Source organism: Nocardia sp. NPDC058244 (genome assembly GCF_042882065.1).
GTDB lineage: Bacteria > Actinomycetota > Actinomycetes > Mycobacteriales > Mycobacteriaceae > Nocardia.
In genome coordinates this window covers 48,070-70,870 of sequence record NZ_JBHVWX010000005.1, presented here as the reverse complement: position 1 = coordinate 70,870, position 22,801 = coordinate 48,070, and the positions used below count along the sequence as shown (strand labels likewise).

The window sequence follows — 22,801 nt, the reverse complement described above, 5'->3', positions numbered from 1 at the left end:
CGTCAGAGGAAGCGGGCGATGAGGTCCTTCATGACCTCGTTGGCGCCGGCGTAGATCCGCGAGATGCGGCCGTCGGCCCACATCCGGGCGATCGGGTACTCCTCCATGTAGCCGTAGCCGCCGTGGAGCTGGACGCACCGGTCGATCACCTGAGACTGCTGATCGGTGGTCCAGTACTTGACCATCGCGGCGGTCTTCACGTCCAGCGCGCCGCGCAGGTGCTTCTCGACGGCCGAGTCGACGAAGGTCCGCACGACCTCGGCGATCGTCGCGCAGTCGGCCAGCTCGAACCGGGTGTTCTGCATGGCGAACAGCGGCTTGCCGAAAGCGTTGCGCTGCTTGACATAGGCCAGCGTCTCGGCGACGGCCGCTTCGATCGCCGCGGCGGCCGCGACGCCGCAGATCAGCCGCTCCTGGGGCAGCTGCTGCATGAGCTGGATGAAGCCCTCGCCCTCGGCGCCGAGCAGGTTGGCTTGCGGCACGCGCAGCCCGTCGAAGAACAGCTCGGTGGTGTCCTGGCCCTTCTGGCCGATCTTCTTGAGCAGCCTGCCGCGTTCGAAGCCGGGGGTATCGTCGGAGACCTCGGCGACCACCAGCGACACGCCCTTGGCGCCCAGGGTCGGATCGGTCTTGACGGCGATGATCAGCAGGTCGCAGTTGCGGCCGTTGGAGATGAACGTCTTGGCGCCGGTGATGACGTAGTCGTCGCCGTCCTTGACCGCCTTGGTGGCGATGTTCTGCAGGTCGGAGCCGGTGCCGGGCTCGGTCATCGCGATGGCGCCGATCCACTCGCCGGAGGCGAGTTTCGGCAGCCAGCGCTTCTTGTTCTCCTCCGAGGCGTAGGCCAGGATGTAGTGCGGCACGATGCCGGTGTGCACGCCGAGCTGCATGGCGGAATCGCCGCCCTTGACCTGCTCGGTGAATAACACGGCCTCATGGGCGAAGGTGCCACCGCCGCCGCCGTACTCCTCGGGGATCGACATGCACAGCAGACCGAGTTCGCCGGCCTGCCGATAGACCTCCCGGCTCGGGAAGCCCTGCGCGGCGAACTCCTCGCGATGCGGCGCGACGGTGTTCGCGAAGAAGGTGCGGGCCAGCTCGGCCAGGCCTTGCAGCTCCGACGCGGCGTCGATGCCGCGGTCGGTTTCGGCGGTGGTCATCGGGTTCCTCTCCCTGATGTCGATGGGCTGCGCACCACAGTGAGCAGTTGTTGGCGTTCTGTCAATAGAACGAGTAGATGTTGACAAACCGCCAATAGTGCTCCATGGTATCAATTGATTGGACATCCAACTATTGGAGCTCCATTCACCTGCGCCGCGGCGCACCGACCCACGACTAAGGACTGGCATGGTTCGCGAACTCACCCACTTCATCGACGGACAGCACGTCAAGGGCGCCTCGGGCGCGTTCGGTGAGGTGTTCGATCCGAACACCGGGCAGGTGCAGGCCACGGTTCCGCTGGCCGACACCGCCGAGGTCGAGGCGGTCATCGCCAACGCGGCGGCCGCGCAGCCGGTGTGGGCGGCGTTCAACCCGCAGAAGCGGGCGAGGGTGCTGATGAAGTTCCTGACCCTGGTCAACGACGAGATCGACAGTCTGGCGGCGCTGCTGTCGTCGGAGCACGGCAAGACCATCGCCGACGCCAAGGGCGACATCCAGCGCGGCCTCGAGGTGATCGAGTTCGCCGTCGGTATCCCGCACCTGCTCAAGGGTGAGTACACCGAGAGCGCGGGCACCGGGATCGACGTGTACTCGATGCGCCAGCCGCTGGGTGTGGTCGCGGGCATCACCCCGTTCAACTTCCCGGCCATGATTCCGCTGTGGAAGGCGGGTCCGGCGCTGGCGTGTGGCAACGCGTTCGTGCTCAAGCCGTCCGAGCGTGACCCGTCGGTGCCGCTGCGCCTGGCCGAGCTGTTCCTCGAGGCGGGTCTGCCGCCGGGGGTGTTCAACGTCGTCAACGGCGGCAAGGAAGCCGTGGACACGATCCTGCACGACCCGCGGATCAAGGCGGTCGGCTTCGTCGGCTCGACCCCGATCGCGCAGTACATCTACGAGACCGCGACCGCCAACGGCAAGCGGGCCCAGTGCTTCGGCGGCGCGAAGAACCACGCCGTCGTCATGCCCGACGCCGACCTCGACGATGTCGCCGACCAGCTGATCGGCGCGGGCTACGGTTCCGCGGGTGAGCGCTGCATGGCGATCTCGGTGGCCGTGCCGGTGGGGGAGGAGACCGCCGACCGGCTGGTCGCCAAGCTGACCGAGCGGGTGCACAAGCTCAATGTGGGCCGGTCCGACGATCCGGGTGCCGACTTCGGTCCGCTGGTCGGTGCCGACGGCGTGGATCGGGTGAACAACTACGTCCAGATCGGTGTCGACGAGGGCGCCGAGCTGGTCGTCGACGGTCGTGGGCTGGTCGTCGAGGGTGCCGAGGACGGCTATTTCGTCGGCGCGAGCCTGTTCGACCGGGTGACCGCGGATATGCGGATCTACAAAGAAGAGATCTTCGGTCCCGTGGTGACCGTGGTGCGGGCCGAGGACTACGAGGAGGGTCTGCGGCTGGCCAACGAGCACGAGTACGGCAACGGTGTCGCCATCTTCACCCGTGACGGTGACACCGCCCGCGACTTCGCCGCGCGCGTGCAGGTCGGCATGGTCGGTATCAATGTGCCGATCCCGGTGCCGATCGCCTACTACACCTTCGGTGGCTGGAAGCGTTCGGGCTTCGGCGATCTGAACCAGCACGGCCCGGACTCGATTCGTTTCTACACCAAGACCAAGACGGTGACCCAGCGCTGGCCCGCGGGGTTGAAGGAGTCCAACGCCTTCGTCATCCCGACGATGGACTGACCGGCTGTGTTCACTCTCAACGACGACGAACGCGCGATCGGTGAGACCGCGCGCCAGTTCGCCGACGAATTCCTCGCGCCGAACGCGCTGGAATGGGATGAGCGCAAACACTTCCCGGTCGACGTGCTCCGCAAGGCGGGCCCTGTCGGCTTGGGCGGGATCTATGTGCGCGAAGACGTCGGCGGTTCACAGCTGCGCAGGCTCGATGCCGTGCGGATCTTCGAGGAGCTGGCCACCGGGTGCCCGGCCGTGGCGGCCTACATCTCGATCCACAATATGGCGACCTGGATGATCGACGCCTACGGCACCGAGGAACAGCGCCATCGCTGGGTGCCCGGAATGGCATCGATGGAACTGCTCGGCAGTTACGCCCTCACCGAACCGGGCGTCGGCTCCGACGCGGCGGCCTTGAGCACCAAGGCGGTCCGCGACGGCGACGACTACATCCTCACCGGCGCCAAGCAGTTCATCTCCGGCGCCGGCGCCAACGACGTGTACGTGATGATGGTGCGCACCGGCCAGGACGGCGCGCGCGGCGTCTCCGCGCTGATCGTCCCGGCCGACACACCCGGCCTGACGGTGGGGCCGAACGAGCGCAAGATGGGCTGGAACGCCCAGCCGACGCGCCAGGTGATCCTGGAGGACGCGCGCGTGCCGGTGGCCAACCGGCTCGGCGCCGAGGGCGACGGCTTCGCGATCGCGATGAACGGCCTCAACGGCGGCAGGCTCAATATCGGCGCGTGCTCGATCGGCGGCGCGCAGGCGGCGCTGGACAAGGCCGTCCCGTATCTGGCCGAACGGCACGCCTTCGGTAAACCGTTGTCGCACAACCAGGCGCTCCAGTTCGAGCTGGCCGATATGCGGACCCAGCTGGAAGCCGCCCGGACCCTGCTGTGGCGGGCCGCGGCCGCGCTCGACGCCGATGCGCCGGACAAGGTCGAACTGTGCGCGATGGCCAAGCGGTTCGCCACCGACGCCGGCTTCGAGGTCGCCAACAAGGCACTGCAACTGCACGGCGGGTACGGGTACCTGCACGAATACGGCCTGGAGAAGATCGTCCGCGACCTGCGGGTCCATCAGATCCTCGAGGGCACCAACGAAATCATGCGGGTGGTCGTGGCCCGCACGCTGACAGGAGCGGCATGACCGACGAACCCGAAGTGCTGATCACCGTCGAAGACGGCCTCGGCCTCATCATCCTGAACCGGCCCAAAGCCATCAACGCGCTCAACCACCCGATGGCACTGGCGATCACCGAGACACTGCGCACGTGGGCCGACGACGACGCGGTGCGCGCCGTGGTCGTGCGCGGCGCGGGCGAGCGCGGACTGTGCGCGGGTGGTGACATCGTCGCCATCCACGCCGACGCGAAAGGTGGTGCGGCGAACGCCGATTCGCCGACCGGGGTGTTCTGGCGCGACGAATACCACCTCAACGCGCTGATCGGCCGCTACACCAAGCCGTACGTGGTGATCATGGACGGCATCGTGATGGGCGGGGGTGTCGGCCTGTCCGGGCACGGCAGCCACCGCATCGTCACCGAGCGGTCCCGGATCGGCATGCCCGAGGTCGGGATCGGTTTCGTGCCCGATGTCGGCGGGACCTACCTGCTGTCGCGGGCGCCCGGGGAGATCGGCACCCACGTCGCGCTGACCACCGCGCGGATGAGCGCGGGCGACGCGATCGCGGCCGGTTTCGCCGACCACTACGTGCCCTCGGCTGCCCTCCCGGCGCTGCTCGACGCACTGCGCACGACCGAGGTCGACGCGGCGATCGCGGCGGTCGCCGAACCGGCACCTGCCTCGGAACTGCTCGCCCAGCGGAGCTGGATCGATGCCTGCTACAGCGCCGACACCGTGGAGGAGATCGCGTCCCGCCTGCAAACCGCCGATTCCCCCGAGGCGACCAAGGCCGCCGAGGACCTGCTGGCCAAATCACCGGTCTCGCTGAAGGTCACGCTGCGCTCGCTGCGCGCCGCGCGGGAGCTGCCCAGCCTCGAGGCGGTGCTGGATCAGGAATACCGGGTCTCGATCGCCGCGCTGCGCTCGCACGACCTGGTCGAGGGCATCCGCGCCCAGGTCATCGACAAGGACCGCAATCCGCGGTGGGAGCCGGCGACGCTGACCGAGGTCGGCGAGGAGCAGGTGGCGGCGTACTTCGCCGCACTGGGGGACAAGGAACTCGGCGCGACCACGCAGGAGGCGCAGCGATGAGCAAGAAGATCGGATTCCTCGGCCTCGGCCACATGGGTGCGCCGATGGCGGCGAACCTGGTGCGTGCGGGCTACGACGTGGTCGCCTTCGACCCGGTGCCCGCGGCACAGGAGCAGGCACGCGCCGACGGCGCCACCGTGGTCTCGGTCGCCGCCGACGCGGCTGCCGACCGGGACGTGGTGATCACCATGCTGCCCAACGGCAAGCTCGTGCTCGACGTGTACGCCGAGCTGCTGCCCGCCGCCACACCGGGCACGTTGTTCATCGACTGTTCGACGATCGATGTGGCCGACGCGAAAGCCGCTGCCGCGCAGGCGGTGACGGCCGGTCATCGGCCGCTGGACGCCCCGGTCTCCGGTGGCGTGGCGGGCGCGACCGCGGGCACCCTCACCTTCATGGTGGGCGGTGCGGCCGCCGACTTCGCCGACGCGCGCGCGATCCTCGACGTGATGGGCGGGAAGGTCGTGCACTGCGGTGACGCCGGCGTCGGCCAGGCCGCCAAGATCTGCAACAACATGCTGCTCGGCATCTCCATGATCGGCCTGTCCGAGGCCCTGGTGCTCGGTGAACGGCTCGGCCTGAGCCACCAGTCGTTCTTCGACGTGGTCTCCACGGCATCGGGCCAGAGCTGGGCGCTGACCAGCTACTGCCCGGTCCCCGGCCCGGTCCCGGCGAGTCCGGCCAACAACGACTACCAGCCCGGCTTCGCGACCGCGCTGATGTCGAAGGACCTCACCCTGGCCGCGAACGCCTTGCGCGCCAACGGCATCGACGGGCAGCTCGGCGAGCTGGCCGCCGCGATCTACGAGCGGTTCAACCAGACCGACGCGCGCCGGGACTTCTCGGCCATCGTCACCGACATCCGGGATCGTTCCGGGGAGGCCACCGCATGACCGAGTACGAGACGATCCTGGTCGAGCGCAAGAACCGCGTCGGCTGGATCACCCTGAACCGGCCCAAGGCCCTCAACGCGCTCAACACCCAGGTCCTCGACGACATCGTCGCCGCCCTGGACGAGCTCGAGCGCGACGACGAGATCGGCGCGGTGGTGATCACCGGCTCCGCCAAGGCCTTCGCGGCGGGCGCCGACATCAAGGAGATGCAGCCCAAGTCCTACATGGACATGTTCATGGACGACTTCTTCGCCCGCTGGGACCGGCTGGCGCAGTTCCGCAAGCCCACCATCGCCGCGGTCGCGGGGTACGCCCTCGGTGGCGGCTGCGAACTGGCCATGCTCTGCGACATCCTGATCGCCGCCGACACCGCGCAGTTCGGGCAGCCCGAGATCAAACTCGGGGTGATCCCGGGCATCGGCGGTTCGCAGCGGCTCACCAGGGCGGTCGGCAAAGCCAAGGCGATGGATCTGGTGCTGACCGGCCGGAACATGGGCGCCGAGGAAGCCGAACGGGCCGGGCTCGTCTCACGCATCGTGCCCGCCGACGACCTGCTCGACGTCGCCGCCGAGGTCGCCGAGACCATCGCGGCCAAGTCGCTGCCGGTCACCATGATCGCGAAGGAGGCCGTGAACCGGTCCTTCGAGACCACGCTGGCCGAGGGCATCCGCTTCGAGCGCCGGGTCTTCCACTCGCTGTTCGCGATCGAGGACCAGAAGGAAGGCATGAACGCCTTCGTCGACAAGCGCACCGCACAGTTCACCCATCGCTGACCTGTCATCACACGACAAAGTTTCGAGGAACCATGACCGAGGCATTCATCTACGACGCGATCCGCACCCCACGCGGTCGCGGCAAGAAGAACGGCGCCCTGCACGGCGTCAAACCGCTCGACCTGGTGGTCGGGCTCATCGAGGAGCTGAAGGTTCGCTACCCCGGACTCGATCCGGCGCTGATCGATGACATCGTCCTCGGCGTGGTCTCCCCGGTCGGCGATCAGGGCGCCGATATCGCCAAGACGGCGGCGCTCGCGGCCGGGCTGCCCGACACGGTGGCCGGTGTGCAGCTCAACCGGTTCTGCGGGTCGGGCCTCGAAGCGGTCAACACCGCGGCGCAGAAGGTGCGCTCGGGATGGGAACAGCTGGTGATCGCCGGTGGCGTGGAATCGATGTCGCGGATTCCGCTGGGCTCCGACGGTGGCGCCTGGGCGATGGACCCGGTCACCAACTACAACACTTACTTCGTCCCCCAGGGGGTGAGCGCGGACCTGATCGCCACCATCGAGGGCTTCACCCGCGAGGATGTCGACGCGTTCGCGGTGCGCTCGCAGCAGAAGGCGGCGGCGGCCTGGTCGGGTGGCTACTTCGCCAAGTCGATCGTTCCGGTGACCGACATCAACGGCGCCGTGCTGCTCGACCACGACGAGTTCATGCGCCCGGACACCACGGTCGAGAGCCTGGCCGGGCTGACCCCGTCATTCGCGGCGATGGGGGAGCTGGGCGGGTTCGACGCGGTCGCCCTGCAGCGCTACCACCAGGTCGAGAAGATCGACCACGTCCACCACGCCGGTAACTCCTCGGGCATCGTCGACGGTTCGGCGCTGGTGCTCATCGGCAGCGAATCCGCCGGTGCCGCGGCGGGTCTCACCCCGCGCGCCCGGGTCGTGGCGTCCGCGGTGAGCGGCAGCGACTCGACCATCATGCTGACCGGCCCGGTCCCGGCGACCGAGAAGGTGCTGGCGCTGGCCGGGCTCACCGTCGACGACATCGACCTGTTCGAGCTCAACGAGGCGTTCGCCTCGGTGGTGCTCAACTACCAGAAGAAGCTGGCGATCCCGGACGAGAAGCTCAACGTCAACGGCGGCGCCATCGCCATGGGGCACCCGCTGGGCGCCACCGGCGCCATGATCACCGGAACCATGGTCGACGAGCTCGAGCGGCGGGGAGCGCGGCGGGCGCTGATCACACTGTGCATCGGCGGCGGCATGGGCATCGCCACCATCATCGAGCGCGTCTGAGCGCCGGACCCGGAGACAGAGGAAAGACCATGACAGAGAACATGATCAACTGGGACCTCGGCGCCGACCGGGTGCTCGTGCTCACCATCGACGACCCGAACCAGTCGACCAACACCATGACCGAGGCGTTCGCGCGCGACCTCACCGCCACGGTCGACCGGCTCGAAGCCGAGAAGGACAGCTACGACGGTGTCATCCTCACCTCGGGCAAGGACACCTTCTTCGCCGGTGGTGACCTGAACCTGTTGATGAACGCGACCCCGGAGACCGCGCCGGAGATCGCGCTCGGCCTCGACACCTACAAGGCCGCGTTCCGTCGGCTCGAGCGCCTCGGCAAGCCGGTGGTCGCCGCGATCAACGGGACCGCGCTGGGCGGCGGCTTCGAGGTCGCCCTGGCCACCCACCACCGCATCGCGCTCGACGCGAAGGGCAGTCTGCTCGGCCTGCCCGAGGTCACCTTCGGCCTGCTCCCCGGCGCCGGTGGTGTCACCCGGACGGTGCGGCTGCTCGGCATCACCGACGCGGTGCTCAACGTCGTTGGTCAGGGCCAGCGGATGAAGCCGGCGAAGGCGTTGCAGGCCGGGATCATCCACGAGGTCGCCGCCACTCGCGAGGAGATGTTCGACCGGGCTCGCGCCTGGATCGCGGCCAATCCCGAGGCGACTCAGCCGTGGGATGTGAAGGGCTACAAGATCCCCGGCGGCACCCCGTCGAGCCCGGCGCTGGCGGCCAACCTGCCCGCGTTCCCGGCCAACGTGCGCAAGCAGCTCAAGGGCGCGCCGATGCCGGCGCCGATCGCGGTGCTGGCCACGGCCGTGGAGGGCGCGCAGGTCGACATCGACACCGCGTTCGCGATCGAGACCCGCTACTGCACCAACCTGATCTGCGGCCAGGTCTCCACCAACATGATCAAGTCCCTGTTCTTCGATCTGGGGACGATCAACAAGGGCGGCAGCCGCCCCGAAGGCTTCCCCGTGCGCACGCCGGAGAAGGTCCTCGTGCTCGGCGCGGGCATGATGGGCGCGGGCATCGCCTATGTGCAGGCCCGCGCCGGCATGCAGGTCGTCCTGAAGGACGTCACGATCGAGGCGGCCGAGCGCGGTAAGGACTACTCGCGCAAACTGCTCGACAAGGCGCTGCGCAAGGGCGCGATCAGCCAGGACTCCTACGACGAGGTCTTGGGCCGTATCCACCCGACCGCCGACCCGGCCGACGCCGCGGGCTGCGACTTCGTCGTCGAGGCGGTGTTCGAGGATCCGGGTCTGAAGCAGAAGGTGTTCGGCGAGATCGAGCACCTGGTGAACCCCGACGCCCTGCTCGGGTCCAACACCTCCACCCTGCCGATCACCGATCTGGCCACCGGGGTGCAGCGGCAGCAGGACTTCATCGGTCTGCACTTCTTCTCGCCGGTGGACAAGATGCCGCTGGTGGAGATCGTCGTCGGCGCGCAGACCAGCGACGAGGCCATCGCCCGCGCCATCGACTACACCCTCGCGATCAAGAAGACCCCGATCGTGGTGAACGACAGCCGCGGCTTCTTCACCAGCCGGGTCATCGGCCAGTTCATGGACGAGGCGATCGCGCTGGTCGCCGAGGGCGTGCACCCGGCGTCGGTCGAGCAGGCCGCCACCCAGGCCGGCTATCCGGTGGGCGCGCTGGCGCTGGCCGACGAGATCAATATGAAACTGGCGCAGAAGATCCGGCGCAGCCTGCGCGAGAACCTGCTCGCCGAGGGCAAGCGCTGGACCGACTCCAAGGCGTACCCGCTCGTCGACGCCATGGTCGACGACTTCGACCGGCCCGGCCGGCTCGAGGGCCGCGGCTTCTACGAGTACGACGCCGACGGCAAGAAGCTCGGGCTGTGGTCCGGGTTGATCGAGAAGTACACCAGCGACGACCACGGCATCTCGTTCGTCGACATGCAGGAGCGGATGCTGTTCGCCGAATCGCTCGACACCGTGCGGTGTTTCGACGAGGGCGTGCTGCGCACCGTGCCGGACGCGAACATCGGCTCCATCTTCGGCATCGGGTTCCCGGCGTGGACGGGTGGTGTCGTGCAGTACATCAACCAGTACGCGGGCGGCCTGGCGGGTTTCGTGGCCCGCGCCGACGAGCTGCGGGCCGCCTACGGTGACCGGTTCGAGGTGCCGGAGTCGTTGCGCACCAAGGCCGCCGCCGGGGAAACGCTCGGCTGAACGGCATGACGACGGACACGACCTTCCGGCATCCGGTGCTGCCGGGCACCGGGGCCGCCTCCGCGCGCGGGGTGCGCGGTGACGGCAGGCGCGCGCATCGCAGGCGCGCCGTGGTCGCCGCCGCGCGGGACGTGTTCGTCGTCAACGGCTATCACGGCGCGCGCATGGAGGAGATCAGTGCGCGCGCCGGGATCTCCAAGCCGGTGCTCTACGACCACTTCGCGAACAAGCTGGACCTGTATCTCGCGGTCCTGCAGCAGTATCTGGACCGGATGGTCGACGGTGTCCGCACCGCGGTCGCCGCCGAGACCACGCCCCGGTCCCGGGTGCGGGTGGCCGTGGCGGTGTACTTCGATTTCGTCGACGAGGATCCGGGCGGGCACGTGCTGGTCTTCGAATCACCGGTCCCGAGCGAACCGAGCATCGAATGGCGGGTGCGCAGCGCACTGCGGGCGTGCGCCGACCTCGTGGCCGCCGAGCTGCGGGCGGTCGGGGTGGCCCCCGCACCCGCGGACATGTACGCCTGGAGCCTGGTCGGCGCCAGTCACCTCGCGGCCCGGCAGTGGCTCGACGCCGGCCGCCCGATCGCCAAGCACGACGCCGTCGACGTGACGGTCGCGCTGTGCTGGAACGGCCTGTCCGGGGTGCGACCGCAGACCGGCCCCGAAAGACTTCGACTGTCAGAAGAACTCGATCCGCACAACTGAATGGACCGCAACGCCATGTCACCGTCCTTTGCCCTGCACGAATCCGACGACACCTTCCTCGCGACCGCCCCGAATCGCTACGTGCACGTGGTCGACATCGCCGCACCGCCGAGCGCCGTCTGGTCCGCGCTGACCGCCGACGACGCGCTGGTGTCGTGGTCCGGCGCCGTCACCGGGATGCGCTGGATCTCCCCGCGGCCCTACGGTATCGGCTCCACCCGGGTCGTCACCCTCGCCGGCGCGGCCGCCCTGACCGAACGCTTCTACCGCTGGGACGACGAACGCCGTATGACCTTCACCGTCGACTCGGCCTCCATCCCCGGCCTCCGCCGTTTCGCCGAAGACATCGACCTCACCCCCACCCCCACCGGCACCCGCCTGACCTGGACCTTCGCCATCGAAGGCGGTGCGGCCCTACGCCCGCTCCTGCGCCTGTCCGGCCCCATCACGAACCGCCTCACGGCCTCCATCGCCCGCGGCATCGTCCGCAAGGTCAACACCCCGGTCCACTGATACGAGCCGACCGAGGCCCCGACGGTGCGCAGCCATAGCCCGCGCCCGCCGGGGCCTCGCCGTCGGGGGAGGGGAGTGGCAGCGTGCGGATGGGAGTCACGTGGCGGGGGAGGGTGCTCCAGCAGAGGAGCTTGGGTAGAAGGGGAGAGCTCTTTCGGGTCGGAAACGAGTGACTGATCTGGAACCGGTTGACTTGCCAATGCCCCTCCGGTAAGACATTAAGAGACGTAGATATGCGCATCTACTAATGAATCCCACCGATATCCACGCCGTCAGACCCCGACCTCGCGTCCCAAAAGGAAGCTAAAGACGGTGGTGAGACCAGTTGTGCTGGTTTCAGTTCGAGCTGGTGGAGTGGCCGATCGGGTGCGTGGCGGTGCGGGCCGGATGCTGGGTGGCCGGGTGCGCGGAGTCGGCGATGGCTTGGGCGGTGTGGAAGACGTCTTCGAGCATGGTGGGGGTGAGTCTGCCGGTGAAGGTGTTGTGGGGGCTGACGTGGTAGCAGCCGAGGATGGTGATCGTGCGGCCGTCCGGGTGGGTGAGGGTGAGCTCGGCGCCGTGGGCGAAGCGTGGGCGGGGTCTGGGTACCGTCCAGCCGCCTTCGGTGAGCACCGTGAAGAGGGCCTGCCAGCCGAAGGCGCCAAGGACGACGATCACTCGCACCGTCGGGGCCAGTAGTTCCAGCTCTCGGCTGAGGAAGGGGGCGCAGCGGTGGCGTTCCTCGCTGGTCGGCTTGTTCTCCGGTGGGGCGCAGTGCACGGGGGCGGTCAGGCGCGTGTTGACGAGCCGGATGCCGTCGTCGACGCCGACCGGATGCGCGCCGGTCGCGAGTCCGACGGCGTGCAGTGCGGCGAAGAGGACGTCTCCGCTGCGGTCGCCGGTGAACATGCGGCCGGTGCGGTTGCCGCCGTTGGCGGCGGGCGCCAGGCCGACGACGAGGATCTCGGCGTCGGCGGGACCGAATCCGGGAACGGGGCGGGCCCAGTAGGTCTCGTCGCGGTAGGCGGCGCGTTTGACGCGGGCGGCTTCCTCCCGCCAGGCGACGAGGCGGGGACAGGCGCGACAGGTGCAGACGAGGCGGTCGAGGTCGGCGACGCTCCCGGCGTCTCGAGCCGCGAGCGGTGCGGTTTCCGGGGCGTCGCCGGCCATCGGACCAGTCTAGTCCGCCTGGCGTAACGGACGACCGAACCGCCTGCGCGGTACCGCTGGTACCACGTACTGTGGGGCGCATGGTGTCCACAGAGATCGTGACCGCCGACGGAGTCGTGCGCGGTCGTGCGGGCCGTCGAGTCGTCAGCTGGCGAGCCCTTCCCTACGCGGCCGCGCCCGTCGGAGAACTCCGATTCCGCGCGCCCCAACCCGTGCGACCGTGGACGGGGGTGCGTTCGGCGACGGAGTACGGCTTCGCGGCGATGCAGCACCCCAACGGTGCCCGCACCGGCCCCCGCACGTGGCAGCCGACCGGTGAGGACTGTCTGACCCTGAACGTGACCGCGCCTGCGACGCCGTCGGCGAATCGGCGCCCGGTCATGGTCTTCATCCACGGCGGCGGGTACGTGATCGGTGCCGCGAGCATGTACTCGGGCGCCCGGTTGGCGGTGCGCGGCGACGTGGTCGTGGTGTCGGTGACCTACCGGCTCGGGGCCATGGGCTATGTCGACTTCAGCGAGTTCTCTACGCCGGAGCGGCCTTTCGAGTCGAACCTCGGGCTGCGGGATCAGGTCGCCGCGCTGGAATGGGTGCGGCGCAATATCGCCGCGTTCGGTGGTGACCCGGAGAAGGTGACCATCTTCGGTGAGTCGGCGGGTGCGCACGCGGTGGTCGCGCTGCTGGCGACACCGGCCGCGAAGGGCTTGTTCCATCGGGCGATCGCGCAGAGCGCGCCCGCGGACTGGACCGCGGAACCGGCGGAGGCGCGACGCTTCGCGCGCAGCTGCCTGGAACGGCTGGGCGCCGATCCGGCCGACGCCGCGACCGTGCTGGCGACGACGCCGGCGAGCGAGCTGTGCCGGGCGGCCGATCGGGCGCTGTACCGGACGCTGCGGGAACGGCCGGGCAGTTTCCCGTACACGCCGGTGGTCGACGGGGAGTTCCTGCCGGAGGCGCCGATCGACGCGATCGCCGGGGGCCGTGCGCATCGGGTGCCGTTGATCATCGGGACCAATCGGGACGAGGCGACGCTGTTCCAGCGGTTCATGAAGTCGGTGCCGCACACGCCCGCCCAGCTCACCACCACGTTCGGACGCTGCGATCCGGGGGCGGAGCAGCGTGTGGTCCGGAGCTATCCCGGGTATCCGGCCGCGCGGACCGCGGTGCGGATCGGCGGTGACTTCATGTTCCTGCGGCCGACGCTGGCTGTCCTGGAGGGCCACAGCCGGTTCGCTCCGACCTACGCCTACCGTTTCGACTACGCGCCACGTGCCGTGCGGCTGGCCGGGTTCGGTGCGACGCACGCGCTGGAGCTGGTGCCGGTGTTCGGCTGGGTGGACAGTCCGGTCGGCCGGGCGATGACGGCCGCGGGTGGGCGGCGGGCGTTCCGCGCGGTGCAGGACCACGTGCAGGACAACTGGGTGAGTTTCGCCCGGACGGGGGAGCCGCTCGCGGCGTGGTCGCCGTATACGGCCGAGCGGAGGGCGACCTGCATCATCGACCATCCGCCGCGGGTGCTGATCGATCCGGAGGCTGCGCGGCGGGAAGCCTGGCGCGATGTCCGGATCTCCGCGCTGGGTGGTTCGGTCGAGCGGAAGAACGAGGCATGACGGTCGAGCTGGACGCGGGTCGGCTGGCGGAGCGGATCAGGGCGCTCTACGCCGAGGACGAGCAGATCCGGGCGGCGACGCCGCTCGAGGACGTGCACGCGGCGGTCACCACGCCGGGTCTGCCACTGGCACAGATCGTTTCGACGGTGATGACCGCCTACGCGGATCGGCCCGCGCTCGGTATCCGGCGCACCGAGCCGGTGGTCGAGGGCGGGCGGGTCACGCGGCGGCTGCTGCCGGAGTTCGAGTCGGTGACCTACGGCGAGGTGTGGGAGCGGGCTCGCGCGCTGGCTGCCGCGTGGCACGCGGCAGGTGTCGGGGCGGGGGATTTCGTCGCGACGCTCGGATTCACCGGGGCCGATTACACGGTGCTGGATCTGGCGACGATCCATCTGGCCGGGGTGGCGGTGCCGTTGCAGTCGGGCGCCGGTCTCGCGCAGTTGCGGTCGATCCTGGACGAGACGGGGCCGCGGGTGTTCGCGGTCGATACGGCGCATCTGGCGATCGCGGTCGAGACGGTGCTGGCCGGTACGCCGCCGCGCTCGCTGCTGGTGTTCGATCATCACGCGGACGACGACGATCACCGGGACGCGCTGGCCGCCGCCCGCGCCCGGCTGACCGCGGCGGGTTCGACGGTCACGCTGCACACCATCGACGAGGCGATCGCCCAGGGCAGAGTCGTCGAGCCCGCGCCGCTGACGGTGCCTGGCCCGGACGAGGATCCGCTGGCGATGCTGATCTATACCTCCGGCAGTACGGGGACGCCGAAGGGCGCGATGTACACCCATCGGCTGGTGGCGGCGGGTTGGCAGCCCGCCCGTCCGGTGGCGGTGCTCAATGTGAACTTTTTGCCGATGAGCCATATCGCGGCGCGGTTGACGCTGACCGGTGTGCTGGCGCGGGGCGGGACGGCGTATTTCACGGCGGCGCCGGATATGTCGACGTTGTTCGAGGACATCGAGCTGGTGCGGCCGACGGAGATCTTCCTGGTGCCGCGGGTGTGCGACATGATCTTGCAGCGGTTCCGTCGGGAGGTGGATCGGCGGTCGGGTCCGGGAGTGGATCCGGCGGAGCTGGCCGAGGAGGTGCGGACGGAGCTGCGTGAACAGTTCCTTGGCGGCCGGTTGATGACGGTGCTGTGTGGGAGCGCGCCGATCGCACCGGATCTGCGGGAGTTCGTGGAGTCGGTGTTGCGGTTGCGGTTGCACGACGGCTACGGGTCGACCGAGACCGGGGGCGGTGTCATCTTCGATACCAAGGTGATGCGGCCGCCGGTGCTGGACTACAAGCTGGTCGATGTGCCCGAGCTCGGCTATTTCGGGACGGACAAGCCGTATCCGCGGGGTGAGCTGCTGCTCAAGACGACCACGATGATCTCGGGCTACTACCGGCGTCCGGAGGTCACCGCGGAGGTGTTCGACGAGGACGGTTTCTGTCGCACGGGTGATGTGGTCGCCGAGCTGGCGCCGGATCGGTTGGCCTATGTGGATCGGCGCAACAATGTGCTGAAGTTGTCGCAGGGGGAGTTCGTGACGGTGTCGCGGCTCGAGGCGGTGTTCGCGGGGGCGGATCTGGTGCGGCAGATCTTCGTGTACGGCAGCAGTGAGCGGGCGTATCTGCTGGCGGTGGTGGTGCCGACGGAGGCGGCGCTGGCCGGGCCTGCCGAGGAGGTGCGGGCCGCGGTGAGTGCGTCGTTGCAGCGGGTGGCGGTGGCGGCGGAGCTGGAGCCGTATGAGATCCCGCGTGATTTCCTGCTCGAGACCGAGCCGTTCTCGATCGCGAACGGCCTGCTGTCGGGGGTCGGGAAGTTGTTGCGGCCCAAGCTGAAACAGTGGTACGGCCCGCGCCTGGAGGCGCTGTACGACGATGTCGCGCGGGACCAGGAAGCGGAGTTGCGGCGGTTGCGCCGTGACGCTGCCGGTCTGCCGGTGTACGAGACGGTGGCGCGGGCGGCGCGCGCGGTGCTCGGATGTTCGGCCACCGAGTTGCGGCCCGAGGCGCGGTTCGGTGATCTGGGTGGGGATTCGCTGGCGGCGCTGTCGTATTCGACGCTGCTGCGGGAGCTGCTCGGGGTCGAGGTACCGGTGAACGTGTTGCTCGGACCGGACAGTGATCTGGCGCGGATCGCGGACTACGTCGACCGGGAGCGTGAACCCGGTGCGCGGCGAACCGATGTCGAGGCGGTGCACGGTGTCGGCGCGACCGAGATCCGCGCGGCGGATCTCACGCTGGCGAAGTTCCTCGACGCGGAGATGTTGGATCGTGCCCGAGAGCTGCCGCCCGCCACGGTGCCGCCGTCCACGGTGCTGATCACGGGGGCGAATGGCTATCTGGGGCGGTTCCTGCTGCTGACCTGGCTGGAGCGGTTGGCGCCGCTGGGTGGTCGGGTGATCTGCGTGGTGCGGGGTGGGGACGCGGCTTCCGCGCGTGCACGTCTGGAGGCGGCGTTCGAGACCGATCCGGCACTGCGCGAGCACTTCCGCGCGCTCGCCGACGGTGTGCTCGAGGTGGTGCCGGGGGATATCGGGGAGCCGGATCTCGGGCTGTCCGCGGCGGTGTGGCGGCGGCTGGCCGAGGAGGTGGATCTGATCGTGCATTCGGCGGCGCTGGTGAATCATGTGCTGCCGTATGGGCAGTTGTTCGGTCCGAACGTGGTCGGGACCGCCGAGGTGATCCGGCTGGCGTTGACAGCGACGCGCAAGCCGGTGAGTTATCTGTCGACCGTGGCGGTGGCGGCGCAGGGGGAGTCGTTCGCCGAGGACGGTGACGTGCGGGTGATGAGTCCGGTCCGGCGGGTGGACGCGAGCTACGCGAACGGGTACGGCAACAGCAAGTGGGCCGGTGAGGTGTTGTTGCGGGAGGCGTCGGAGCGGTTCGGGTTGCCGGTGGCGGTGTTCCGGTCGGACATGATCCTTGCGCACAGCGACTATCCCGGTCAGCTGAATGTGCCCGACGTGTTCACAAGGTTGCTGTTGAGTGTGCTCGTGACCGGTCTCGCGCCCGCGTCGTTCTACCTGACCGACGCCAACGGGCGGCGGCAGCGCGCGCACTACGACGGGTTGCCTGCCGATTTCGTCGCCGCGGCGGTGACGGGGCTGGGTGCGGCGGCGGTGACGGGGTACCGGACCTTCGATGTGGTCAATCCGCACGACGACGGTGTTTCGCTGGACAGTTTCGTGGATTGGCTGATCGAGGCGGGTCATCGGATCGATCGGATCGATGACTACGCCGACTGGTTCGCGCGTTTCGAGACCGCGCTGCGCGCACTGCCGGAGGAGCAGCGCAAGTACACGCTGCTGCCGCTGTTGCAGGCGCATCGTCGTCCGGGGCGGCCGCTGCCGGGTTCGGCACTGCCCGCCGAGGGATTCCGGGCGGCGGTGCGGGCGGCGGGGATCGGTGCGGAACGCGATATCCCGCACCTGGGTCCGGAGCTGATCGGCAAGTATGTCCGCGATCTGGCCGGGCTCGGTCTGCTCGGTCACGGGAGCGAGTAGCGGTCCGGGTCAGTGGGATTCACTCTGGGCCGTGGCGAGCAGCGGCGTGCTTGGCGGCGACGGTCGGGGGGCTTCGCCGCGCAGTGTGGTCCGGGTGACCAGGGCGTTGCGGGCGGCGCCGCGGATCTCGCGGGCGAGGTCGGCGAGGACGGCCGGTGCGTTGCCGCGCTGATGGCGCAGCGCACCGGCGACGAGGCGCAGGGCGAGGGCGGGGGTGTGCAGGTCGGCGGGCGGGCGGGTGCGGGAGAAGATGCCGGTGGTGATCCGGGCCAGTTCGGGGTCGGTGGTGGCGCGGCGGTAGAGCTCGATCTCCAAGGGGTGCATGGCTTCGCCGCGGGCGAGGCGGTTGGTCCAGTGGAAGATGGCGCGGCAGTCGATGATGCGGCGGCGTTCCCACTCGTGCAGTGCCCGGTCGAGTGCGGCCGGGTCGTCGAGGGTGGCGGCCACCGTCTCCCCGAGTAGTCGGCCGTAGCGAAGGGCGTCGCGGATGCCCTGGGCGGTCACCGGGTCCTTGAAGTGGCCGGAGTCGCCGGGCAGTGCCCAGCCGGGGCCGGTGGATCGGCGGAAGTAGGAGGCGATACCGGTCGCCGAGCGGACGCGTCCGACGCGTTCGCAGCCGTGGAGCCGGGCGGCGAGGGCGGGAATTCGTGCGACGGCGTCGGTGTAGCGGCGCTCGGCTTCGCCGGGGCCGGTGCGTTCCCGGCTCGCCGGTGGCTGGACCAGGCTCAGGACCAGGCCGTCGTCGCAGGGGAACGCGGTGCCGAGATCGGCGCCTGCGCGCCATTGGGCGGCGGTGTCGCGCGGGGTGTCGCCGTGGTCGCGCCAGTAGGCGTAGTAGCAGTCGCGGCCGCTGGGGACGGTGAGGAACGGTTCGTCGGCGCCCACGGCGCGGGCGATGGTGCTGTGCCTGCCGTCGGCGCCGACGACCAGCGCGGCGCGGATCTCGACGACGGCGCCGGTGCGGTCGGTGTAGCGGACGCCGGCGCAGCGATCGCCTGCCCAGAGGACGGCGGTGACCCGGCAGCGGGTGCGGACGTCGGCGCCCGCGGCGATCGCGGCGCGCACGAGGACGTCGTCGAGGCCGGTGCGGCGCACGCACATGGCGTAGTCGATGCCGTCGACGGTGGGGAAGGTGGAGGTGATGCCGTAGCCGGCGCCTTCGGCGTAGGCCTGGGTCAGCCGGGGTGCGCCGAGGGCCTCGACGTCGGCGAGGACGCCCAGTGTCCGGAGTTCGGCGAGTCCGGCGGGCCAGAGCAGGTGGGTGGACAGGGTTTCCGAGGGCAGGGGTGCGGCGTCGAGGACGATGACGCTGCGGCCTGCTCGTGCCGACGTCACTGCGGTCGCCGCGCCGGCGCAGCGCGCGCCGACGATGACGACGTCGGCCGACTCGGCCGAGGTGACGGGGGAATCGAGCATGGGTACCGCCTCGGTCATCGAGTCTCGGACAGTGTGTCCGAGAAGATGATCCGGTCGGCGGCGACCACTGTCAACAGAGCGTGGCGGCAGCGGGATTCACGGTCGCTCGGCCGTTGCCGGTCCACGGCGGTGGTCGCGGGGCACAATGGGCGCATGGTCGACGCACGTGGGCTCGCGGCCGAGCAGTTCGGGAGCCGCTGATGTCCTCGCTGACCCGTGTTCCGCGATCGGCGCGTAAGGCGCCCGGTGATCGTCGTTCGGAGTTCGAGCCGCGGGTGTTGCGGGCGGTGGAGGATCTGCTGGCCGAGGGCACTCCGTTCACCGAGCTGGCGGTGCAGCGGATCGCTGCCGCGTCGGGGTCGGCCAGATCCACCTTCTACCGGTATTTTCCGGACAAGAGCAGTCTGCTGGTGCGGCTCGGTGAGCTGGCCACCGCCGACCTGTTCGCGGCCGCGGAGCGGTGGTGGAGTGCCGAGCGCACCGAGCGGCAGGCCGGTGTCGTCGATGCCGCTGCCGCGATGATCGAGGGGGTGCGGGCGCACCGCTATCTGTTGCTGGCGTTGAGTGAGGTCGCCGCGTACGACCGTGAGGTCGGCGCCTACTGGCGGGCGCGGGTGGCCGCGTTCACCGAGCTGGTCGGGGCGCGGCTGGCGGCGGATCGGGCGGCGGGACGGGTCGCCGCGCAGCTGGATCCGCGCGCCACCGCGGTGATCCTGACCTCGATGGTCGAGCGCACGATGGCCGTGGCCTGCTCCGCCGACACCGGGATCGAGGACGGGGAGCTGGCCGCGGCGCTGGGGCGGGCCATTTGGCTCGTCGTCTACGGCGACGCGCCCTGACCGGTCAGCGGAGGGCGGCGTCGGGGGCGAAGGAGGTGAGTCCGACGTCGCGGTACTTGCTGACGAGCTGCTGGTATTTGCGCCGGTTGCGGGCCATGGGGGAGTCGGTGACGGTCGCGGGCAGGCGGTCGAAGGCCACCCGCAGGGCGGTGGTGATCGCCTGGAATTCGCGGTCGTGGCGGCGGGTCCAGCGGTAGGGCATGTGGGCGCGCACGTCGGGATGCATGATGCCGCAGCCGAGCACCATCAGGAGGTGGCCGAGCGCGGGTGAGCTGAGCCGCCACAGCGGTCCGGTGGCGGCGGGCAGGAAGAACGGTCGCGGGGCGTGCCGGACGGTGGCGACGGCGGTGGCCAGGGCGGGGGTGGGCCGGAGTTCGGTGGCGGCCATGTGGGCGTAGTGGGCGACGAGTTCGGTGTAGTCCTCGATCGGTCGCGACTTGCCGGGCAGGTGCAGGCCGGCGGTCTTGTGCCGGTAGTGGTCCCAGATGGCCTGGTTCTCGGCGCGGGTCGGTTCGCCGTCGGTGAGGGCGAGGTAGGCGCCGCGCTGGACGAAGAAGGTGGAGTACAGGATCCAGTTCCACGATTGGGGGTTGAGCGCGGAGTACCGTTCGCCGTCCGGGCCGACGCCTTTGACGTCGCGGTGCAGCACCATCAGCCGTTCGGCTTCGGTCGCCCGGTCGGGGTCTTCGCCGTGGTAGATCAGCTGGTCGGCGGCGGCGGTGCGGACCGCGCGGGCCCACGGTTCGGTGCGTGCGCGTCCGGTGTCCTCCAGGGCCGCGGAGACCGGCGGCAGCATCGTCTGGTCGAACAGGCCGACACCGAAGAGGCTGAACAGCACGGAGCCGCCGACCCGTTCGAAGCGGGCGACGGCGTCGGAGACGTGGTCGGGCGTCGTCGCGGTCGCGAGGTGGGGCACGGGGCAGGTCATGGGAACTCCTTTGTTCCGGCGCTATTCTGGTGTCATGCGACTCCAGAAACTCGTGTGGTGTCAGAGTGCACCAGAATGGCGGGATGGTCAAGAGCATGGGTGAGGATTCCGCGACGCCGCGCGCCTACGCGGGCGTGACGGCCGACGAACGTCGCGCGCGCCGCCGGGCGGCCCTGTTCGAGGCGGCACTGGACCTGCTCGCCGAGGGCGGTGCCCCCGCGGTCACCAAACGAGCGGTCTGCGCACGCGCACGGCTGAACGACCGCTACTTCTACGAGCAGTTCGCCGACCGCGACGTGCTGCTGACGGCACTGGCCGACGACCTGACCACCGAGGGCATCGCGGCCGTGGTCACCGCCACCCGCGCCGCCGCCCCCGACGTCGACAGTCAGGTCCACGCGGCCGCCGATGCCGCCCTCGGCTTCCTGGTCGCCGACCCGCGCCGGTCCGCCCTGCTGTTCACCGCCCACAGCACCGAGGCGCTGCAATCAGCGCGGGTCTCGACCCAGCACGCCATCGCCCGCGCCATGGCGGTCGTCGGCCGCGAATTGTTCCCCGAATCGGCGACCCGCGAACTGGATTCCGAGATGGCCGCCTACACCGTGGTCAGCGGCACCCTCGAATTGGTCGCCGCGTGGATGCGCGGGGAGTTCGGCACCTCCCGCGAGCACCTCACCGAGGTGATCGCCCGCCAGCTGCTCCAGATCAGGTTCGCCGACAACCCGCGCGCGACCCCCGCCGGCTGAGTTCAGCCGCGCGGCCGGGCGATCCAGTCGTGCCAGCCACCCGCGAGGACCAGCTCGGCCAGCCGGCGGTAACCCTCGCTGCCCGGGTGCGCGCCGTCGCCTGCCGTCACCTCCGCACACCAGATCGGGTCCTCGGCCAGGGTCGCGGTGACATCGATGAACGGGACCTCTCGCGCGTGGCACAGCGCGCCCAGCTGTTCGGCGAGCTTCGTGACCCGGCGCAGATGCGGTTCACCCGCGTCGATCACCGGCGGCGGGCCGACGACCAGCGGGGCCAGCGCGCGCTGGTGGGCGCCGTCGAGGATGGTCGCGAGATTGTCCAGGGTGCGGTCCGGATCGACTCGGGGCGCGCCGTTCTCCTCGACCGCGTCGTTGGCGCCGAAGGACAGGACCAGTCGCTGGTCGGCTTCGGTCTGCACGCGCGGCTCGATCTCGGCCCAGCAGCGGCGCAGGACGTCGGAGGAGGTGTTGCGCCGGATTCCGAGGTTGAACGCGGTCGTTCCGGCGCCGGTGGCGGCGAGGACGCGGCCCACCCACCCCTGGTACTCGGGGTCGCCGATGCCCTGCACGAACGAGTCGCCGAAAAAGAAGACGCGAAGATCTGTACTCACCCGCATGACCCTAGGAGTCCGCGCGGCGCGAGGTCAGCTCGCCCAGCCCAGCCGACGCAGTACCCGGTCGCTGCGCGAGGACCCGGATTCCCTGCGGGCGACATGAACCGCCGCGAGCGCGGCGCCGATGCCCGCCCCGGCCGCGTTGAGCAGGACATCGTCGATCGAGGACACCCGGCCCAGCGCGAGCACGTACTGGAGCAGCTCGAGCGTGGTCGAGACGAGTGCGCCGACCATCGTCATCCGCAGCACGCCCGCGAGGCGCGGAAACCGAAGGGGGAGCAGGAAACCCAGCGGCACGAACAGGATCAGATTGGCGCCGACCTGGACGACGGCGGTGCCCGGCGCCGCGCCGAGCGTGTCGAGCAGGTCCCGCAGGGGCACCGCGCTGATCGCGGGTGTTCCGGCGGCGGGGGTGAGGATCATCCACACCCACGGCAGCGTGGCGCCGAGGATCCCGACCTCGGCGATCGAATGCCGCAACGCCTGTCTGCGCGGTAGTCCGGCGCGGAGCCTGCGACGGACGAGCAGCGCGGTCGCGCCCGCCAGCACGGGCACCGCCACCAGCCAGACGATCAGGACATGCCCCCACGACGCCCACACGGTCCCCACCGAACCCACGA

General features: G+C 69.9%; 19 protein-coding genes. 13 read left to right on the top strand and 6 right to left on the bottom strand.

Annotation, left to right across the window (positions count from 1 at the left end; all coding sequences use genetic code 11):
• Positions 1-2: 2 nt before the first annotated feature.
• The gene (locus ACFVW6_RS16700; RefSeq protein WP_378828338.1) at positions 3-1,160 is read right to left on the bottom strand and encodes an acyl-CoA dehydrogenase family protein; all 1,158 of its coding nucleotides are present in this window, start codon (positions 1,158-1,160) and stop codon (positions 3-5) included.
• A 187-nt stretch (positions 1,161-1,347) separates the two neighbouring features.
• On the opposite strand from ACFVW6_RS16700, the gene ACFVW6_RS16695 reads away from it, so the two are divergent.
• Genes ACFVW6_RS16695 through ACFVW6_RS16655 form a run of 9 tightly spaced genes read left to right on the top strand, consistent with a single transcriptional unit; the run spans position 1,348 to position 11,385 of the window.
• A complete protein-coding gene (locus ACFVW6_RS16695) occupies positions 1,348-2,847 on the top strand; it encodes a CoA-acylating methylmalonate-semialdehyde dehydrogenase (RefSeq protein ID WP_378828335.1) in 1,500 nt (499 codons plus the stop codon).
• Positions 2,848-2,853: 6 nt separating this feature from the next.
• Positions 2,854-3,993 (top strand): acyl-CoA dehydrogenase family protein, encoded by a 1,140-nt coding sequence (locus ACFVW6_RS16690; RefSeq protein ID WP_378828333.1) that lies wholly within the window; start codon positions 2,854-2,856, stop codon positions 3,991-3,993.
• Positions 3,990-5,060, top strand: coding sequence for an enoyl-CoA hydratase/isomerase family protein (locus tag ACFVW6_RS16685; RefSeq protein ID WP_378828331.1), 1,071 nt, complete (start codon positions 3,990-3,992; stop codon positions 5,058-5,060). Before ACFVW6_RS16690 ends, ACFVW6_RS16685 begins: the two co-directional genes overlap by 4 nt.
• Positions 5,057-5,953: a 3-hydroxyisobutyrate dehydrogenase gene (gene mmsB, locus ACFVW6_RS16680; RefSeq protein ID WP_378828328.1), complete on the top strand. Its 897-nt coding sequence runs from the start codon at positions 5,057-5,059 to the stop codon at positions 5,951-5,953. The genes ACFVW6_RS16685 and mmsB overlap by 4 nt, the downstream gene beginning before the upstream one ends.
• Positions 5,950-6,726, top strand: coding sequence for an enoyl-CoA hydratase (locus tag ACFVW6_RS16675; RefSeq protein ID WP_378828326.1), 777 nt, complete (start codon positions 5,950-5,952; stop codon positions 6,724-6,726). The genes mmsB and ACFVW6_RS16675 overlap by 4 nt, the downstream gene beginning before the upstream one ends.
• Before the next feature lie 32 nt (positions 6,727-6,758).
• The gene (locus ACFVW6_RS16670) at positions 6,759-7,970 is read left to right on the top strand and encodes an acetyl-CoA C-acetyltransferase (RefSeq protein WP_378828324.1); all 1,212 of its coding nucleotides are present in this window, start codon (positions 6,759-6,761) and stop codon (positions 7,968-7,970) included.
• 29 nt (positions 7,971-7,999) lie between these two features.
• Positions 8,000-10,165 (top strand): 3-hydroxyacyl-CoA dehydrogenase NAD-binding domain-containing protein, encoded by a 2,166-nt coding sequence (locus ACFVW6_RS16665; protein WP_378828322.1) that lies wholly within the window; start codon positions 8,000-8,002, stop codon positions 10,163-10,165.
• A 5-nt stretch (positions 10,166-10,170) separates the two neighbouring features.
• Positions 10,171-10,872, top strand: coding sequence for a TetR/AcrR family transcriptional regulator (locus ACFVW6_RS16660; protein ID WP_378828320.1), 702 nt, complete (start codon positions 10,171-10,173; stop codon positions 10,870-10,872).
• 15 nt (positions 10,873-10,887) lie between these two features.
• Positions 10,888-11,385, top strand: coding sequence for an SRPBCC family protein (locus tag ACFVW6_RS16655; protein ID WP_378828317.1), 498 nt, complete (start codon positions 10,888-10,890; stop codon positions 11,383-11,385).
• Between the two features lie 336 nt (positions 11,386-11,721).
• On the opposite strand, the gene ACFVW6_RS16650 is transcribed toward ACFVW6_RS16655, so the two are convergent.
• Positions 11,722-12,534, bottom strand: a complete 813-nt coding sequence (locus ACFVW6_RS16650) for a uracil-DNA glycosylase (protein ID WP_378828315.1) — start codon at positions 12,532-12,534, stop codon at positions 11,722-11,724.
• A gap of 80 nt (positions 12,535-12,614) precedes the next feature.
• Here ACFVW6_RS16650 and ACFVW6_RS16645 point away from each other — a divergent pair, with 80 nt between their 5' ends.
• Positions 12,615-14,144 carry a carboxylesterase/lipase family protein gene (locus tag ACFVW6_RS16645; RefSeq protein ID WP_378828313.1) on the top strand — a complete coding sequence of 510 codons (1,530 nt, stop codon included), beginning with the start codon at positions 12,615-12,617 and terminating at the stop codon, positions 14,142-14,144.
• Positions 14,141-17,638, top strand: coding sequence for a carboxylic acid reductase (car, locus tag ACFVW6_RS16640; RefSeq protein ID WP_378828311.1), 3,498 nt, complete (start codon positions 14,141-14,143; stop codon positions 17,636-17,638). Before ACFVW6_RS16645 ends, car begins: the two co-directional genes overlap by 4 nt.
• A gap of 9 nt (positions 17,639-17,647) precedes the next feature.
• Here car and ACFVW6_RS16635 read toward each other — a convergent pair whose 3' ends face one another.
• Entirely contained in the window at positions 17,648-19,054 is a 1,407-nt protein-coding gene (locus tag ACFVW6_RS16635; RefSeq protein ID WP_378828309.1) for an NAD(P)/FAD-dependent oxidoreductase, read from the bottom strand.
• 200 nt (positions 19,055-19,254) lie between these two features.
• On the opposite strand from ACFVW6_RS16635, the gene ACFVW6_RS16630 reads away from it, so the two are divergent.
• A complete protein-coding gene (locus tag ACFVW6_RS16630) occupies positions 19,255-19,893 on the top strand; it encodes a TetR/AcrR family transcriptional regulator (RefSeq protein ID WP_378828305.1) in 639 nt (212 codons plus the stop codon).
• A 4-nt stretch (positions 19,894-19,897) separates the two neighbouring features.
• Here the strand turns inward: ACFVW6_RS16630 and ACFVW6_RS16625 are convergent, their stop codons facing one another.
• A complete protein-coding gene (locus ACFVW6_RS16625; protein ID WP_378828303.1) occupies positions 19,898-20,821 on the bottom strand; it encodes an oxygenase MpaB family protein in 924 nt (307 codons plus the stop codon).
• Positions 20,822-20,904: 83 nt separating this feature from the next.
• Here ACFVW6_RS16625 and ACFVW6_RS16620 point away from each other — a divergent pair, with 83 nt between their 5' ends.
• Complete coding sequence (locus tag ACFVW6_RS16620) at positions 20,905-21,567, top strand: TetR family transcriptional regulator (RefSeq protein ID WP_378828301.1); 663 nt, start codon at positions 20,905-20,907, stop codon at positions 21,565-21,567.
• Positions 21,568-21,569: 2 nt separating this feature from the next.
• Here ACFVW6_RS16620 and ACFVW6_RS16615 read toward each other — a convergent pair whose 3' ends face one another.
• Positions 21,570-22,178 carry a GDSL-type esterase/lipase family protein gene (locus tag ACFVW6_RS16615; protein ID WP_378828299.1) on the bottom strand — a complete coding sequence of 203 codons (609 nt, stop codon included), beginning with the start codon at positions 22,176-22,178 and terminating at the stop codon, positions 21,570-21,572.
• 33 nt (positions 22,179-22,211) lie between these two features.
• A complete protein-coding gene (locus ACFVW6_RS16610) occupies positions 22,212-22,790 on the bottom strand; it encodes a VanZ family protein (protein WP_378828297.1) in 579 nt (192 codons plus the stop codon).
• Positions 22,791-22,801: the final 11 nt, after the last annotated feature.